The organism is Acinetobacter sp. YH12151 (assembly GCF_013418355.1).
In the GTDB taxonomy this organism is placed as follows: Bacteria; Pseudomonadota; Gammaproteobacteria; order Pseudomonadales; family Moraxellaceae; genus Acinetobacter; species Acinetobacter pseudolwoffii.
The window spans coordinates 1-17,004 of the sequence record NZ_VPCG01000035.1 but is presented as its reverse complement, the minus strand read 5'-3'; the positions used below and the strand labels follow the sequence as shown (position 1 = coordinate 17,004).

The window sequence follows — 17,004 nt, the reverse complement described above, 5'->3', positions numbered from 1 at the left end:
TAGGTATATGAATATTAAGATAAATAAAAAGCCCTATAGTCTCTCCCGTTACTATAAGGCTTATAAATCTCTGCAATTTTTTTCTTAACTACCTACTTTTCCGATGTAGGTTATGAATATATTTTACCTATTGGTAAAAACAAAGATATAAGACAAAAGGTGAATATGCTAGGAATTTCGCATAACAACCATTATGTTAAATCAGGTTTAAAACTTAATATCATGTGAATTAAAGTAGGTCGGATCAAACTCTATCTCTCCTATTTCATCCTCGATAATTTGCATGTAATCGTCATATCTTGGATGTTTGGGGTCTTGTAATGCATCTAAAATATCAAGATATCCAAAAATTCCTCCAATATCTTCAAATGGAGCATGATTTTGACCATCTATACAACATGGATATTTTTTATTTAAATCAGGAGATTGTCTGCTTTCTACAGTAATCAAATGTTCCCAACAATCGCCAAAATCATATGTATATATAATTTTTTTACCTACACGTAGAACTTCTTTCAATTTTTGTCTTTTATTGATCTTTTCATGCTTAATAGTCGTGAATTCATGTAAATGGCTATCTTCCCAATCAAAAGCAGATTGAATTGCCTTATGGAGCCTAGATAAAGTAGCTGCCGATGAAATTTGAATAGTTCTCCAGATTTCAGGATCACTACCTAGCAGACTAATTTTTAATTGAAAAACTTCATCAGAAGATTTGAGCTTTACAGTTCCCATAACAGCCTAGTTCTCAAAAAATAGTTTTAGTAAATCTAAAATTAACATAATACACCTTATACGAAATGCTTAGATATTTGTCTTACATTTCAATGATATAGTGAATACTTGATAGCCCATCTCCCCCAAGGTGGGCTTTTTTATTGATTATTCATGTTCCACGATCAATAAATCAGCAATGTTCCACGATTCTAATAAGCCCAGGTGAACAATCAGATCAGCCATACGGTTTAAAGAAGCGGCTCCAGAAGCCTCTTTTTTCCGGTTCTGGCTCAATATGCTCTGGAACTGGAATTCGTTTGTTTTCAGTAGTCAATCCGTCATGTTTAGATTCGTCTGCATTTGATTTTTGGGGGGGTGGAGTCGTGCTAGGTTCTGATGGATCTTGATATTGAGTCTGATGAACCTGAGACGGCTTCATTTCAATGAGTGTAAGTAATGTATCAATCCGAGAATTTGCTTTAGCTTCCCGATCTTCTGCTTTTTCTAATTGTTTCTTCAAAAAATCGATCTGATTTTTTAACTCTACTACTGTTTTATCAGTGTATTCAGGTGTATCGACGTTCTGTATTGGAGACGTATCAATACGTTTTGACTGTTTTCCTGAAAACGGTTCACCATATACGCGCAATAACTCAGAAAAGTCTATAAAGCCATCATGATCACGGCTTAATGCCCCATTTTTTATGTCTTTATAGAGAGTAGCTCTAGATTTTTTATACAGCGTTGCAGCATCACTAACACTGTATTTTGTATTTGTTTTCATAGTGTATTACTGTGTATTTACGATACGTATTGGAGGATACAATAAGTGTATTCTCCAATACACTCAAGGTTTGAAGCCTAAGTTTCTTAGATTTGGTAAAAATTGCCGTTGCTGCTCTGGGTCTCTAAGCATTTTCTTTATCTTTACAGCAAGGGCCTCATAGCTTTCGCCCTCTACAGCTAAATTAGAAAGTTCAGGCAGTCGAGATAATTGATTACCAAACATATTTATTTGGGAATCTGTAAGCTTGTAGAACTTATCTGTATTATCTTGAGATAAATTATTTGGTTGCTTAGCTTTTCTTTGAGTTATTTCAAATGAAAATCCTGAAATTTTCACTCCTTTTTTATGCTTATTAACTTTAACTTTGATATCTGTAAATTTGTTAATTTGCTGAATAGCGATATTTAATACATTCGTATTAAAGTTACTCATCGTCTTGTATTCGGTAACACCTAATCCAAGTTTATTTCTGAAATCGTCTAGTTCATAGATTGGAGTTCTATTGGTCAAACGCCACGAAATGATAAGTTCGTATAAACGGATTGCGTATTTACTCGTTAATTTAGCGATTTGATCTATATCATATGATGTGAACCGTTGTTCTAGTGCTGAAATTAGAGGAATTACATCCTCTGTAAACGCTATTCCGACTGATGCATTATCTTCATCATACTCAGCTTTCCAGCACCATCTAATGTTAATTCTCTTTTTTGAGTTAGGAGAAGTTAATTTAATTTCAGAATCATAAATTCCTTTGATACCTTCAGCCAATGCGCGATATGCCACACTACGATCTACATTAAATTGTTGGATGTATTCAGAAGCATGTATATAGAACACATCAGATGGAGATAGTTCTGCTTTCTTTTTTCGTGCAGCAATAATGCATAGAAGTAATAACCTTTGTTCAACAACACCTAAATTATAAGATGCATTGATCAAATCATTTGATTTAACAACTAAATCGCCCATTGGATAACCTTTATTAATAGATTTTTTCATTTTTTATCCATAGGCAAGTTAAATCTAATCATGGATTAGCCCATTTTTTAAAGCGATAGCTTTAAAAACTCTAATATATTTATGGACATAATTTACCCTCATTTATTTTGAATAGCAATATATAAAACCTATTTAAACTAGGTTTTAATCAAACCTAGTTAATTGCTGCATAAACCTATTTTAATTGCTGCATAAACCTATTTTAATTGCTGCATAAACCTATTTTAATTGCTGCATAAACCTATTTTAATTAACATGTAAGTATTTGATTAATAACATTTAATTCGAGTATAAAAGTATTTAAAAGTATTTAAAATAATTAAAAAACAAAGGACTGAAAAATTGCCCCTATGTTTTCGCTACGCTCAAACTCTATTGAATCTCGCTTTCGCTCGATTCTAGGGGGAATTTTTGGCTAATCTCGTTGTGACTTAAATAAAAAGTAAAAGCAACTCGGAATTCGCTTCGCTCATGAGTTTTTTTGCTCGCTTCGCTCGGTCTAGATATGACTTTTCTGCAAGTGATTTACTATTTTTGAAATTTTCAAAGTAAAAAATTGTTTTTCAGGAAGTCTAGGCGCGACTTTTCAATGTTCGCTCGTAGACACTCGCTCTAAATATGCGATTAGACGCAAAAAATAGGGGGTATGCACGATTTTTTCACTAATTACAAAGAATCCTACATTAATTTGAAAAAAGTGCTTAAAACGCAAATGAGGGGCTTTTAATGATAAGTAAGGCAGCCCCTAAGGAGGCTGCCTTGTTTTTTTGATTTGACGTGTTCAAATTCACGAAACTTTCGCAAGTTCAGCGCTAATCATTTATTAAGTTCGCGACTAGAACGAACTCGCAGTTATCAACTTACGACATTTTCACTGTAGTGGAAGCGACTCTAATGGATCCTCCATCATGACTAAGCTGGCCATGACTTCTACACATCACAAAATACACACTTCAACCATGTTTTAGTTCTATGGCCACGATTTCATATAACATCATCCCACTAGAGCCTTGCGGCTGCATCATCGCAAAAATCAGTCAACAGCAGATCCATTTCTGGAACAACTAGGTTATTTCAAAGCGCAAACTTTAACGGAACCACCGCATTTTTTCTTAATGATTAATCATGAAATATTATTCATCCGACCGCTACATCAGGATGTTTAACGTATATTCACTTTCTTCCGTGCCAAACAGATTTGCCGCATTTCATAGCGGCTGAGGTTGCCACACCTCTCGCCTGATAAACTTTGTTTTCTCAGTCCGGTTATGCACCGTATTGCCTTTCGTTCACCCACCCCTCACGTTTTTATTCGCTCGAAGTGACCTAATTAATCCGAATAAATCCGAAATAAATCTAATCAGCAACTCTCCCTCTCTCATTAATAAAACCTTATAGCACCCTCGCGGAGTGTTTTCGGTTCTAAAAGCCTATATCAAGGAGCCACCTTGTATAATTATCGACTTGAGAGATTCCCACTTTAGCGTTAACAGTCTTTGTCTATTTCAACAGAAACAGACGGTCAGTACGCTTATCCGTTCCACCTGATATCAGCTATTCCCTTTTTTTGAGGTAAGAGTTCCGAAAACCCTCATTATTAACCGATATTAAATTTCATTACGGGTAAAGCACTTAACCTACGCAAAGCAACATGCTTGAACCAATTTCTTGGATCTCCTTAGTGTCACCGTTACAGGCTTGAGCTATCCATAGATCTCAACAACTAATCGAATATGTCATCACGACAAATCAATCCGGTTAATCATTGAGTACCGAGCAGTCCAGATTTCTCCTCGTGCCCCTAGTACCTCGCGATACTCTCATAAGCCCACCTGTGCGCAACGCATACCGCCCTGTTAAGGAATTGAAGCGGTAAACGTGTGTTACTAACGCATCTATCAATCCGTGAAGATACTCACACTCTCTGTTAAGCAGGGTTTGATCGTGTCACCACGATTCCCGTTTCAGTGTCGCCCAACTGTTTTTTGTTTCTCAATGTCATTTCATAGACATCTTGGATTGGGTCAAAGAACAGAATCTCACTGTCCAGTGCCCTTCGCAGCCGCACCAACTAGATTTCTCACGTATGCAGCTACACGGTCTTTAGCATGAAATGGCTGTTTCATGCACACGGACCAAGGAAAAACAAAGCTTAGAAAGTTTCGCTCACTGCACGGAAACACAGGAAAGCTCATTTCATATTTTGGCAAAACCATCATTTCAGGATTTTTAAGAGCTGGCAAATTTTCAAATGTTTACGCGTCCGCCTAGCGCAGGAACTCTTATTTATATTTCTGCCATTAAACAGCTAGTTAGAATGAAATTTACTCAAAAATAGTCAATAAAAAATATATGTTTCAAAGGGGTACTTTTATAGTTATGGCAAAGATTTTTTTAATGTATAAAAAACAACAAGTTAAAAATTGAAATTGTATGAAAAATAAACAATTGTTTTTTATTTCTTTATTTTCAAATATATAAAGAGCATGGATCATTTTCTTAATGATTCAATATCTAAAAATAAAAGTCTTTTTTTAACATTTTATTATGTTAAAACCCAATAGTTTCTTAAACATTAAATTCTTTATAATCAACAGTTTACATTGAGTTTTTGAGCTGTTAGATTGTTGTTTTTTTGGAGATAAGCGATGCACGAATTTACAGATGAAGAACTTGAACTAAATGACATAGCTGAACTAGACGAATATGAAGAGTCAATGAGATGCGAAAGAAGCTATGAAAATGATTTATTACTGTTAGCAGATCGACTAACAATGCAATTTTTTAAAGAAAATAATCTCACACGAGATGAACAAATCACATTTTTAAAAAATCAGCATGAAGAAATCAAATTAGATAGAAAGAGAATAAGTGACGAATTTGAAGAAAAATTCGGGTTTCGCCTGGGAAGATGGTAATAAAATAAGACATGTTCAGAGATTAGATATCTAGTCTCTGTTCAATTTCGTATAAGAGGTTTTATGTTAAATCTAGCCTGTTTGCCCTTTTATTTTTGAATTGTTTACTAGATGGCAGCATAGTTGAGTAAAATCGAATAATATGATTAGAATCATGAAATTTAGTGCGTAATCCAGACTATTACTTTAAATAGTTACCTTTTTACTCTCTACAATTCAGATTAATATAATTATCTATATTGGATATAGGCACATTCAATGAAAATTTTTAAATATTCATTTGTAATTCTAGCTGTAGTTTCAGTCTCTGCTTATACCATGAGTGACCGGCAGTCCACACAGTTTCAGGTCAAAATGAAAGTCAATGAAATTTGTGATATCGGCACAGGTTCTACTTCTAATATAGATTTTGGTACAATTTCTCGTAATACCCAAAATATCCAGGCAACGGGAAGTTTAAATGTCTCGTGTACTAATGGTACGCCTTATAATATTTCACTAAATAGTGATGGCACACTAAAGAATACTCAGGATGCTTCCTTGAAGCTTTCATATCGACTTTATCAAGATGCATCTATGAGCAAAGAATGGGGAAACAGCTCTGAAAATCTTTTTTCACAACACGGTACAGGACAAACTCAAAATATTACCATTTGGGGGAAAGTGCCTGATACTAACGTTCCTGCCGGTCAATATATAGATACAGTTACTGCTACGATTACCTATTAAATATAGAGTTTTCTAATAAGTTAAAGTCACAGTAATGGTATCGGAATATTTCCCTATACTGCTAATGCTTTGCGATGGGAGCATCGCATAAACAGGGATAGTCTGGTGGGTTATAGAATATGAAGTATCCGCCTGCCAAATGTTCGAGTGACTTGGATCCTGATATAAACTGTATTGAATATAACTTCCTAAAGAATTTTTCATACGTCTTTGTGAGCCCAATGGATTTAGACCATTATTTAAACTTACCTTCATATTGGTACCCATTGGACATGCTAATTGAATAGTCCCTGAACGATATAAAGTATTATTCAATAGCTCCACTGAACCAAAATCTATATCTGATGCAGATAAAATCAAACAGCTATTTTCATAGTTAGAATTGACGACTATATTGTTAGTTGAGCTATTTTGACTAGCTAGAGCTTCTAAATCTGAAGGTACTTCTAAGCCATAGCGATAAGCATAGTATAGCTTTATGGAAGTACTATTGGTTTTATAGGAGCCAGCAGGTACATTTTGTCCTGCAAGAACTTGACCATACATTTTGACTAATGTACTCGGACTTCCTGTATTAGCACCTACTTGAACAGACTGGCACTGAGCTGTATTTTTAGCGTCTGAGTTTGGTATCTTGCGTGTTCGTGCGACATCATAATATAAGTTATAATTTAATAAGGAAGCAGGATAGTTATCATAGTTAATCATTGTGCGAGGATCTTTAGCCGCTGGATCTATACTATCAACTACCATACATATCTTATATGTCACGGGCTGACTCCAGTTTGAATTACATGTTACGGTAATATCCGTAGAAGCTGTCATCGAGCCTTGAATGTTCGCTGTGCCTAGGCTTAAATTACCTCCACTTACCCAGCAACTCTCTGCATAAGCAGATGAAGAGCATATGCTATAAGCTAAAAACAATAAGCTCATACAAGCTAAACGCTTGATGAGGCCATAAGCTTTGATTCGGTTAAATTGATGAGTTATTGACATACCACCCTTCCTAAATCGCTAAAACCTTCAAGAGTGGAAACTTCAGGAAGATTCACTTGGCATTGCTTAAGCTCATCGCCAATATATAATTTATTATTTTTCACATCATCTAAATATACAATACCATCATGAGCTACAATGGTTTTAGGAGGCTGCTGTATTGATGGTTGAATATCCCAAACAGATTTACCCACTGCTAGATTCTCTCCCTGATCATCGACTGCCTGTAATTGAACGGATTTCACTTGATACATTGGAAAACGAACGAATACACCACTTGCCTGACGAGGTACAACATCTTGCTGTGTTGTTTCTATTTTTAAATTTATGGATAGGTTCAGGGTATCAACTGCTACACTATTATGCTGATATGGATTTAGACGATCCAATAGCAAATATCCTTTCTGATTAGTTTTACCAATCAAACGATTCTCCATACGCACCGGTACGCTAGCAATATTATCTGTTGAGACAATAGCAAATGAACCGTTACTCAAACGCGTGGGTAGTATCACGTCTTTTAGAATAACTAACCCTCCGTTGACTGAGGCAAATGCACTGGTATTATTTTGTTGGTCTGATGCTGTATGTTGCACATTTAATTGTGCTAACCCATAGCGACCGAGATAGTCGATCTGCCCCTGAAACTGTGAGTATTGATCTGTACGATTGGCCATGGCTTGCCATCCCATCCCTCCCTGATCTTGATTTAGCGTATGCATTATATTCACACCAAACTGTTTGTTATCATGACTACGCTGTATTGATGCTGTGGCTGAGTTACGTTGCACCCAAGGGATATTAAGTGATAGATAATAACTATCTTTCTTATTAATTAAATCATGCGTATAACCTAAATTTAGGTTCATACGTTGCGGCAAGATATAAGACCAGTTTAGCAATACAAACTTACTCTCTTGCTCCGTATATTTTTGCTGGATATAGCTACTTCCCAACTGACCAATTTTAGTATTAAAACCTATATAAAATTGGTCTGACCTACTGGCAAATGCCGTATCATTCAAGCTAGCAATATCATTAAACTCACCAAACTGTCGTAGCCCATTATAATTTAAACTTATTAATGTAGAGTTCCAACTATAACCTAGGCCTAATAATTGTCCATGTTGCTCAGGTGTACGACTATAAGCATAAGAGAGATTAAGCTGGCCTGCACGTTTGCCTAATTGATAAAGTGTGCCTAGTCCTACCTGTTGCAATTGATCGGTCAATTCAGTATGTGTTTCCAGAGTAAGTTTATTTGATATTCCATAACGATAGCTTCCACTAAATGCAGGATCTTGTGCATAATCAAATGAAGATAAGCCATAATTTAACTTTGGATAACCTACATTAAAAGACCAGTCATTTAAGCTTTTTGCGAGTAGATTATTCGTACCATATAATGGAATATTCAGCACTTGCTGTTGACCATTAATATCTGTAATGACCATTTGTGCATTGCCTGCACCTGTAATACTGGGGACTGATTGAATATCAAATTGTCCTGGTACGACATCTTGAGAAGCCTGCTTAATACCATTAATTATTAAATCTACTTGTGAAGGCAATGCTACCTGACCTTTAAAACTCATTAAGGGAGTCGTCACGGTATAGGGTTGTAAAGCGAAATTTTTCGATAAGCTAAGACCACTCAATCGAGTAGAGCGTGTCCATGATAGTGCATTACTTTGTGCATCACCTAAACGTAGTCTAAGCAATTTTTCTGGGATATCTTTTTCCCAATATGTATCCAGTATATGATGATTTATAAAGGCATTATCTTGATATTGGTAGTTACCAGAAAGGCTGAATACCCCACCAAATAGCCCAAAAACACGAAATTCATTCCAACCATTTAAAGAAAATATATTCTCATACTGCTGAGCAAAAGCAGTGTAATTGAGTAAGACACCTGTTTTTTCATGCAATGGATTAACTTTTGCAGCAGGCAGATGCTGATAGCCATATTGATGTTGACTGCTTAACAGTGTAATAGGTACTTGGATTGAGATTTTTTGATTGAGGTCGTCATATTTATAGCTTAGCCCTTCAATCTGATCAAGTGCGATATAGGATACCTGATCAATTATGATTGGTTCTATCTCGGTAGTAATGGCGAAATTTTTTAAGGAAGCTACATCAATATAGAGTTGCTGATCTTGTTGTAAAAAATGACCAATTTGAATCTGTGTAGACTGATTTACTTCTACATCCAAATACAATTCCTGTTGAATCGCACTGGCTATATTGGATGAGTATTGTTCTGCAAATGTTGTCGGTGCTGTGACCAGCATCATTCCTGCAAGTATAAAATTGCTTGCTCGAACATTCAATGATCAGAAACTCCCTATCCCTAAAGCTTATTTTGTATTAGGGAGATAATGGTAGAGTTTGTTCACGAAGATCCATATTAACTACAGCTATAAACTTTCCACCACGCGTAACATTTATATTATTTGGAATTTTCCATTGCATGCTTTTCCCACTAAGTACATAACCCATCAATCCCATTTGAATTGGTATTTTTTTACCTTGCGCATCCATGTAGGAAAACTGACTAAAGCGCTTATAATGACTAGACTGATTGTTGATTGTTAGTGTTTGCGTATTATATTTAAAGCTCATACCTTGCAGGGATGTTATGCCTTGATCTGTATCACTACTGTCCGATACTTTTAAAAAAACAGGAATGGAATATTTGAGTAACAATTGTAGACCACTTTGTACATCAGTCTGGGAGTTAGGTAATTCATCCACGATGAGGCGATAAGCTTGTTCAGTCGTATTTGCTATTTGAGTATTGCGGATCAATCGAACCAATTGCCGTTGTCCGGCAGGAATGCTAATGACCATAGGACTAGCAATTAAATCTTTAGAGTTTGTTAAAATATCTTGTTGATTGCTTTGTGTCCAAGCGTTCACTCGTACTTGTGCACGAATACTCTCATTACCTGTATTGGTCAACCAAAGTTCTTTGACTTTTTCTTGTTGTGAGAATTCTAATAAAATAGGCGCAACTTGCAAACTCGCAGCATGCGCCTGTGTTATAAAAATACTAGCTGCCAAGATTCCTGTACCACAAATGTGGAACACATGAGAGAATTTGGCTGGCTTTTTCATGTGGACTCTTTACGATAATAAAAATTAATAAGTTACTGTAGCGGTGACGGTATCAGCATAGTTACCAGCGCGTACATTTGTAGAGCCAAATAATTTAGCAACTACAGGAATATTCTGTACCTCACCTGAACCAGTTGCAGAATATAGATTATCTTTGTTGTCCCACGCTGTCTCATCAGTAGATGCTTGAAATAATTTATAATCAATACTAGACGTAGAGTCATCTGTATTGGTCATTTTACCACTACCAGATAAACCAACTTTGTATGGTGTTTGACTAGTACATTTTACATTTAAAGTACCTGTTTTATTTCCTCCTGCCTCACCACTATATACTGTACCGAAATCGATATCTGTAGTACTGATCGTACATGTTGATACAACTTCAATTTTAACTTCAAAAGTATTAGAAGCAGTAGAAGCGTTTGTTTGTCCTACTATAAATACGCCAGAAGAAAGCAATAATGCTGTAGTGATAAAGTTTTTCATATAAGGGCCTATTAATAATGAAACAGATGGTTTTTTTAAAAACTTGCTGTTATTTTTAATAGTTTCATAAAAAAATTTTACTACTAAAAAATAGAGTGTGAAACATATCACATTTTATGACTTTTTCAATATTTATTGACGTTATTTTAAGCGACTTTAATTCGTATCCTGGACGGCACACCCGACGCTGATTTAAGAAATCTAAATAATAAAAAACCCCAGCATCCTGCCGGGGTTTCTCATATTGGGTTGCTAGGTATGACTCCTGTCTTACCTCACGCTCCTGGTGCGATCTTTCTTATTCTTGTTGTTTGGAACATCCTGTTCTCTATGACTTCATCATAGGAAAATTCACCTATCCTGGATAGCCGCAAAGGGCCGAGTTTTATGTGAGCCAAAGCGTACAAAATAGCCTAAATTTTATCCACAGCAATTGGGGATAGTTTCGGATCCTAGAAGCCGATGAAATGGGCGCTGATTGCTAAATCGATCGTTTTTTAATCAAATTTACTGGCGAAATGTTACAGATTTGCTTAAAAACTCACCAACTTATTACAAAAGCCAATTTTTGTGCGTTTTGTGATCAGTGCTAAATTTTTAAGTTGTTGATATTTATATTAATATACAGGTGTACTTCGTATAATCGCCATTATGTTAAATAGAATCAAAAAACCTCCAATAAAATCGTTATAGTATTATTATTTATTGAGTAGATAAGAGAATTAAATTAGTGAAATACTCAAATGAAAAAATAGTAAAAGCTCTCTTACTTTCTCCTTTACCACTACTTTTTTTCACAGCAGTCCTGTTTATCGTAATGAATCAGGAATACAGCCTATACTCGATTTTAGTTGTTCTTGTAGGGCACGGTCTTGTCTACTTGGCTTATTGTATTTTGACTGTACCTTTCAGCTTCATATTCTCAATTCTTTTAAATCGTTATAACAGTCTTAATTTATTAACTATCTGTATTGCCTCTATAATTATTGCTACTCCATTTTTTATTCTTTTTGGATGGAGTCACACAGGAGAAATTTCGAAAGAGTGGTGGAAGATGTATACAGATACATGGACTATCTTTATGGCTCTATTTCCTGGCTTATGTTATTGGCTATTTCTGATTAACCTAAAAGATAAGAAATCAAAGAATATTGAATAAACCATTGCATAGAGATTCTTAAATTTCCCTAAAATTAACATAATACACCTTATACGAAATGCGTTATAATTATCTATAGAAATCAATGCTGTAGTTTCTATTTTATAGCCCGAACATCCCTATTCGGGCTTTTTTTATGATTTTTCACGTTCCACGCCTATTATTTAAGCAATGTTTCACAACTTTGATTAGCTCCAGTAAATAATTAAAACCTAGATAATAAGAACCGAGCGAGTGTCTACGAGCGATTGAGCATCATCAAAATTTCACCCTCGCCTTTTCTCTGATTACAAGCTCCCTTTCGATTTTAAACGGTAGGTACAGAGCATCCCGAATGGGTGCGAACTTTGGAGCTTTTGCTTTTCAAAAAGTATGAGCGTAGCGAATACATTATTAATGCTTTTGACTTTGCTTTTGAAACGACACGAGCAAAGCGAGTGCCATAGCCTTTGATTTTTGATTTTTTCCTTTTATAAGAATTATAAGAATTATAAGAATTATAGCTCCTCTCCAGCCCTTGTGCTATAAGGCTTTCAAGCTCTATAAGTGTAGAGACCCCACGTTTAAAGTGTAGAGACCCCACGTTTAAAGTGTAGAGACCCCACGTTTAAAGTGTAGAGACCCCACGTTTAAAGTGTAGAAATCTATTTACACTACATTAATGTAGTGGTAAGTTTTATCTACACCAATAAAACTAGAGATGGTTATGAGTGAGTTTGTATCGAATCCGATTTTTTACACTGAAAAAACCAAAGACATTTCCATATCTAAATCAAATACACTCATTGAAGCAGGATTTGATTTAACACTTGCTGAACATGATTTAATGACACTTGCAATAAATAAACTACACAAGCAAGCTACGGGCAATCATGAGGTGTTTATTACTGCTCAAGAATTTGCAGTAGCTAACAAAATTTCAGATAGTCACGCCTATCAGCAGTTAAAAGCCACAGCCGATAAACTAATGGAACGGCATTTAAAATTTCCGCTATACATTGACTTGGATAAAAAACAAAACAAAGAACCTAATGCCGTTTGCGTTGTTCCCCCTAAACATGGACGTTATGAAACAGTACCGACAAAACATAACTGGCTACAAAGTGTCGGTTATATGGAATCCAACGGATTTATTTACCTGCTTTTTACCGACCCGATTCGTTTTTTAATTGATAAAACAGGTGATGCTTACACAACTTACAACTTCACAAACACGATTGAAATGACGACATTTGGCGGTAAACGGCTCTATGAAATGGTTTGTAAATGGAAAGATTTAGGTAAAACTAAACTTATGTATATTGATGAATGGAAAGAATTTTTTGGCGTTGTCGACAAATACCCTAGAACAGCAGAATTTAAAAGATGGGTGCTTTTGCCCGCCATTGCAGAAGTCAATGCACAGGGCGATTTTCGTATTAGTTTAAATCAGGAGAAAATAGGACGCACCATTACCCATTTTCAGATACTTATCAAAAAATTAAAGACTGAAAAGACAAAAGAAGAATCCAAGCCAAATCGTGACCCCAACACAGTCGACATCTTTGCCAATATAACTGATGCCCAAATTGCCAAATACAGTATGATTTTGTGCAAATTAGGTAGTATTTCAGACCTCAGTAACTTTCCAGACTATCCAACCTTTGCAAATTGGATTGGTAAAATATTAAGAGACCCTGAATCGGCAAATCCCATACATGCAAAACGTATATTTAAAGCTTTACGGACAGAAACAGATTTTAAAGATTAAACAGTTTTCGATCTCGATCTTCTGTTAAATATTCATTCAGTTCAGCCAATATTTTTTCTTTATTGGCTTCATTCTGCATTTTTTTAATCAAATAAGAACCGAGCAGGATTTTACGCCGAGTATCATCTTTTCGTTGCTGTTCCTTTTGCTTAGTACGTTCTCTTGCTTCAATAGCCTGTTTCTGAGCTTTTAACTGTTTCAGCTTATCCAACTGGGCTTCAATTTTCTTTTCAATATTTTCAGTTGATTTTGTCATAACGGTTAATTTCGGGATATAGAAAACCACTCAAGCATAAGGCTCTATGAACTAGAGTTCAAGCGAGCTATATGCTATCGTGTTTTTCATGAAATGCGCACTTACGACTTGGATTTAATCCAAGTCAAAGTTTGCGTAAGGGGATTCCCCTTAACCCCAAAAAACTGCTACGCAATTTTTTAAAAGAAAAAGCATCTCAAGGCGACTGCATGGCAATCTATCATTGTTCGACTAAAACGGTTAACCGAAGTTCGGGACGAACTGCGGTTGCATCTTCTGCATATCGTGCAGGGGAAAAACTCAAAGATGAGCGTACAGGATTGACGCATGACTTTACGAGAAAGGACGGTGTAGCCCATTCTGAAATTATCTCTAATTTAGATATTGAAATTGACCGTAATGAACTTTGGAACTTGGCAGAAAAAACCGAAAACCGTAAAGATGCCCGAACGGCTAGAGAATGGGTGATTGCCCTACCTGATGAATTAGACCCTGATCAACGTAAGGACTTGGCAAAAGACTTTGCCAGGTCCTTAGTTGATCGCTATGGCGTGATTGCAGATTTAGCCATCCATGAACCGAGCAAAGGCGGTAATGATAAGAACCATCACGCCCATATCATGCTCACCACCCGAAAGGCAGAATTAGATACGGACAAGAAACTTACCCTAACCACTAAAACCGATATTGAGTTAAGCAATGCCAAACGAAAAAGCCTTGGTATGGGGACAACCCAAGAAGACATTAAGCAAATTAGAGAAACATGGGCAGACTTAGCCAATAAAGCATTGGAACGTGCAGGCTACCGAGAAAAAATAGATCACCGCAGCTATGCCGATCAGAACAACGGACTACAAGCCACCATCCATGAAGGCACCAAAGTCACTCAATTACGCAGACAAGGCATAGACACTGAAATTAGCCGTTTCAATGACAATGTGAAACAGCAGAACACCCAACAACTTGACCAACAGAAACAGCAGAAAGAGAGCGTTTTACAGCGTGGTTTAAACCGTGTCGATCAAGGTTTTGAGCAATGGCAGAAGAACCAAGAAAGCAAACGCCTAGAACTGGAACGCCAAGCGGAAATGAAGCGACAGCAAGAATTAGATAAACAACGAGCCGAACAAGCAAATCGTAAGGCATCACGAGATTTAGATAATGATGGATGGTCACGATGAGTAACCAAAATGATGATTTAGACCTAGACGATCAGTTATATATTCTATTGGCATCTATGAAGGAATACAGAGAAGCCATAGCAGACGATAACAAGCGATTAGAGACGTTTTACAACGAAGTGGCTAGCGGAGTACTCAATAAGGCTGAAAAGTCGCTAGAAAACGCAAATAAGAAGCATACAGGCGCATTGAACAACAGTATTCAGCATTTAAACCAAGTTACAGCTAAACTAAATGCAAAATTTATCCTGTTTTTTGCCAGTACTTTTGTGGCTTTGGTTCTCGTATTGCTTTTGGCTATATTTTTGTATGTTCCAAGCCTTGATGAAATTCAACAGCGCAGAGCAGATAAGAAAGCATTAGAACAATATGCACTTCAAATCAAAGTTGATGATGGAGAAACACTCGTCAGAATCATGACGAAAAAGCCGTGTTACTCATTCCAACCAAATAACGTCAAAGAAAAAACCTATGACTGGTGTCAGATCGACCCTAAAAAATACTAGATGATCGATACTTTGCTTGGTTTTTCTTATTACTAATCAGATTACAGCAAGCGCAAAGTTGCCCGACTTTGAAATATGGCTATAGCTATTCCTTTAGCATAATCAAAATGTCTAAAAATAGAGATTTCTTACTATGTAAAATGATTCTATCTTTAATTTTTGTATAGACATTTTTTAATGTTCTAGAAATGGAGCTGAAAGTACCATTAATCTTACTGGAGCATTTAATATACTTTTAGCTTGTTGAAGTTTTATAAAATCGTCCTCACTTTTTAAAGTAACAAGTACAATTTCCCTATTTTTTTCATCTACAAAAACACCCTGTATTTCAGGAAAAATTACTGATATTTCCTTCAATTTTTCATTAAGTATTAAAGTAAGTTCCTCAAGCGAATAGTTTTTATTTAAATTTTCTCTAAATTCTAAATCTATTAATTCTTTAGAAGTTAATGCTAGATTTTCTGCTGAAGTTACATGAGGTAAACTTAAGCACAAACTTAAAATAATTTTCCTAAACATAAAGTAACTCATACTAGAAATCGGTACTTTGCTTGGTATTTTTCATTACTAATTAAACAAAAACAGTCGCAAAGTGGCTCGACTTTGCAATATGGCTAACGCCATATTGCAAAGCATCGAGCTAAATTTTAATTAAATACGTTTCAACGCCATGATATGGCGCACCATGTCGTTAATATGCTGTTTTGTTTCATTATCTTGAGAACTTAGCCAAGTTACAACATCCGCATCAAAAGCCTTTGCTTGAGCAATCGCATGGCGTTCTTGTAATTTTTTAACAAAATTTGGTTTTACTACTGGCGCATTGGTAGGGTCAAAATTTTTATAACGTTCTAATTCATTTTGCATGGTTATACCTCCGCTTTTGATTGTGCGATGGCTCAAAGGCAGTAATGATTCTTGCAACATCACCACGTTCAACCCAAACCACTGTTAGTAGTCTACCACGATTACTCAGACCGATTGATATTAGCCGTTGCTCATCGTAATGACCAAGATCGTCAAAGGACATCAGCTCTGGATCAAGAAAAACACTACATACCTCTTCAAAAGTAATTTCACGCCCTCGATAGACTAATTCCATTTTTTTATCGTGCCATTCAAATAGCAGACCGTAATACTCAATCAACGGCATCTTTAGCTTTTTCCTAGATTTACAACCTCTAAAAGTCTACTTAGAGGGTTTTACTTATTCAATAACTCATTAATTTAAATGGTTTCTAACATCCAAATTTCGTATAACCGCCATTATGTTAAATAGAATCAAAAAACCTCCAATAAAATCGTTATAGTATTATTATTTATTGAGTAGATAAGAGAATTAAATTAGTGAAATACTCAAATGAAAAAATAGTAAAAGCTCTCTTACT

At 35.7% G+C, this 17,004-nt stretch carries 17 protein-coding genes; 6 read left to right on the top strand and 11 right to left on the bottom strand.

Annotated features, from left to right (window positions below):
• Positions 1-207 precede the first annotated feature (207 nt).
• The 3 genes from FTU82_RS12060 to repM form a co-directional block, all read right to left on the bottom strand.
• A complete protein-coding gene (locus tag FTU82_RS12060; protein ID WP_000537572.1) occupies positions 208-735 on the bottom strand; it encodes a plasmid pRiA4b ORF-3 family protein in 528 nt (175 codons plus the stop codon).
• A gap of 217 nt (positions 736-952) precedes the next feature.
• On the bottom strand, positions 953-1,501 hold the full coding sequence (locus FTU82_RS12055; protein WP_180101372.1) for a plasmid replication DNA-binding protein: 549 nt from the start codon (positions 1,499-1,501) through the stop codon (positions 953-955).
• Between the two features lie 63 nt (positions 1,502-1,564).
• A complete protein-coding gene (gene repM, locus FTU82_RS12050) occupies positions 1,565-2,506 on the bottom strand; it encodes a replication initiation protein RepM (RefSeq protein WP_257221976.1) in 942 nt (313 codons plus the stop codon).
• A 2,648-nt stretch (positions 2,507-5,154) separates the two neighbouring features.
• Between repM and FTU82_RS12045 the strand changes: the two genes are divergently transcribed.
• On the top strand, positions 5,155-5,424 hold the full coding sequence (locus tag FTU82_RS12045) for a hypothetical protein (RefSeq protein ID WP_180101370.1): 270 nt from the start codon (positions 5,155-5,157) through the stop codon (positions 5,422-5,424).
• A gap of 258 nt (positions 5,425-5,682) precedes the next feature.
• A complete protein-coding gene (locus FTU82_RS12040; RefSeq protein ID WP_180075650.1) occupies positions 5,683-6,153 on the top strand; it encodes a spore coat U domain-containing protein in 471 nt (156 codons plus the stop codon).
• Positions 6,154-6,165: 12 nt separating this feature from the next.
• On the opposite strand, the gene FTU82_RS12035 is transcribed toward FTU82_RS12040, so the two are convergent.
• The 4 genes from FTU82_RS12035 to FTU82_RS12020 are packed head-to-tail and all read right to left on the bottom strand — an operon-like array spanning position 6,166 to position 10,764.
• Entirely contained in the window at positions 6,166-7,152 is a 987-nt protein-coding gene (locus FTU82_RS12035) for a spore coat U domain-containing protein (protein WP_180075649.1), read from the bottom strand.
• Entirely contained in the window at positions 7,143-9,488 is a 2,346-nt protein-coding gene (locus FTU82_RS12030) for a fimbria/pilus outer membrane usher protein (protein ID WP_180101369.1), read from the bottom strand. Before FTU82_RS12030 ends, FTU82_RS12035 begins: the two co-directional genes overlap by 10 nt.
• Positions 9,489-9,525: 37 nt before the next feature.
• The gene (locus FTU82_RS12025; protein ID WP_180101368.1) at positions 9,526-10,275 is read right to left on the bottom strand and encodes a molecular chaperone; all 750 of its coding nucleotides are present in this window, start codon (positions 10,273-10,275) and stop codon (positions 9,526-9,528) included.
• Positions 10,276-10,299: 24 nt separating this feature from the next.
• Positions 10,300-10,764: a spore coat U domain-containing protein gene (locus FTU82_RS12020; RefSeq protein WP_218947752.1), complete on the bottom strand. Its 465-nt coding sequence runs from the start codon at positions 10,762-10,764 to the stop codon at positions 10,300-10,302.
• A 730-nt stretch (positions 10,765-11,494) separates the two neighbouring features.
• Here FTU82_RS12020 and FTU82_RS12015 point away from each other — a divergent pair.
• A complete protein-coding gene (locus FTU82_RS12015) occupies positions 11,495-11,923 on the top strand; it encodes a hypothetical protein (RefSeq protein WP_000877730.1) in 429 nt (142 codons plus the stop codon).
• A 706-nt stretch (positions 11,924-12,629) separates the two neighbouring features.
• Positions 12,630-13,673 carry a replication initiation protein gene (locus tag FTU82_RS12010; protein WP_162987723.1) on the top strand — a complete coding sequence of 348 codons (1,044 nt, stop codon included), beginning with the start codon at positions 12,630-12,632 and terminating at the stop codon, positions 13,671-13,673.
• On the opposite strand, the gene FTU82_RS12005 is transcribed toward FTU82_RS12010, so the two are convergent.
• On the bottom strand, positions 13,663-13,929 hold the full coding sequence (locus FTU82_RS12005) for a mobilization protein (RefSeq protein ID WP_180101367.1): 267 nt from the start codon (positions 13,927-13,929) through the stop codon (positions 13,663-13,665). The genes FTU82_RS12010 and FTU82_RS12005 overlap by 11 nt on opposite strands.
• A 209-nt stretch (positions 13,930-14,138) precedes the next feature.
• Between FTU82_RS12005 and mobQ the strand changes: the two genes are divergently transcribed.
• Both mobQ and FTU82_RS11995 read left to right on the top strand, forming a co-directional pair.
• The gene (gene mobQ / locus FTU82_RS12000) at positions 14,139-15,110 is read left to right on the top strand and encodes a MobQ family relaxase (RefSeq protein WP_136144376.1); all 972 of its coding nucleotides are present in this window, start codon (positions 14,139-14,141) and stop codon (positions 15,108-15,110) included.
• Positions 15,107-15,616 (top strand): hypothetical protein, encoded by a 510-nt coding sequence (locus tag FTU82_RS11995; RefSeq protein ID WP_136144375.1) that lies wholly within the window; start codon positions 15,107-15,109, stop codon positions 15,614-15,616. The genes mobQ and FTU82_RS11995 overlap by 4 nt, the downstream gene beginning before the upstream one ends.
• A 174-nt stretch (positions 15,617-15,790) precedes the next feature.
• Here the strand turns inward: FTU82_RS11995 and FTU82_RS11990 are convergent, their stop codons facing one another.
• The 3 genes from FTU82_RS11990 to FTU82_RS11980 all read right to left on the bottom strand — a co-directional run bounded on the left by FTU82_RS11990 (position 15,791) and on the right by FTU82_RS11980 (position 16,769).
• Complete coding sequence (locus tag FTU82_RS11990; RefSeq protein ID WP_180101366.1) at positions 15,791-16,135, bottom strand: hypothetical protein; 345 nt, start codon at positions 16,133-16,135, stop codon at positions 15,791-15,793.
• Between the two features lie 132 nt (positions 16,136-16,267).
• Positions 16,268-16,483 carry a hypothetical protein gene (locus FTU82_RS11985; protein ID WP_136144374.1) on the bottom strand — a complete coding sequence of 72 codons (216 nt, stop codon included), beginning with the start codon at positions 16,481-16,483 and terminating at the stop codon, positions 16,268-16,270.
• The gene (locus FTU82_RS11980) at positions 16,473-16,769 is read right to left on the bottom strand and encodes a BrnT family toxin (RefSeq protein WP_136144373.1); all 297 of its coding nucleotides are present in this window, start codon (positions 16,767-16,769) and stop codon (positions 16,473-16,475) included. Before FTU82_RS11980 ends, FTU82_RS11985 begins: the two co-directional genes overlap by 11 nt.
• Between the last annotated feature and the right edge of the window lie 235 nt (positions 16,770-17,004).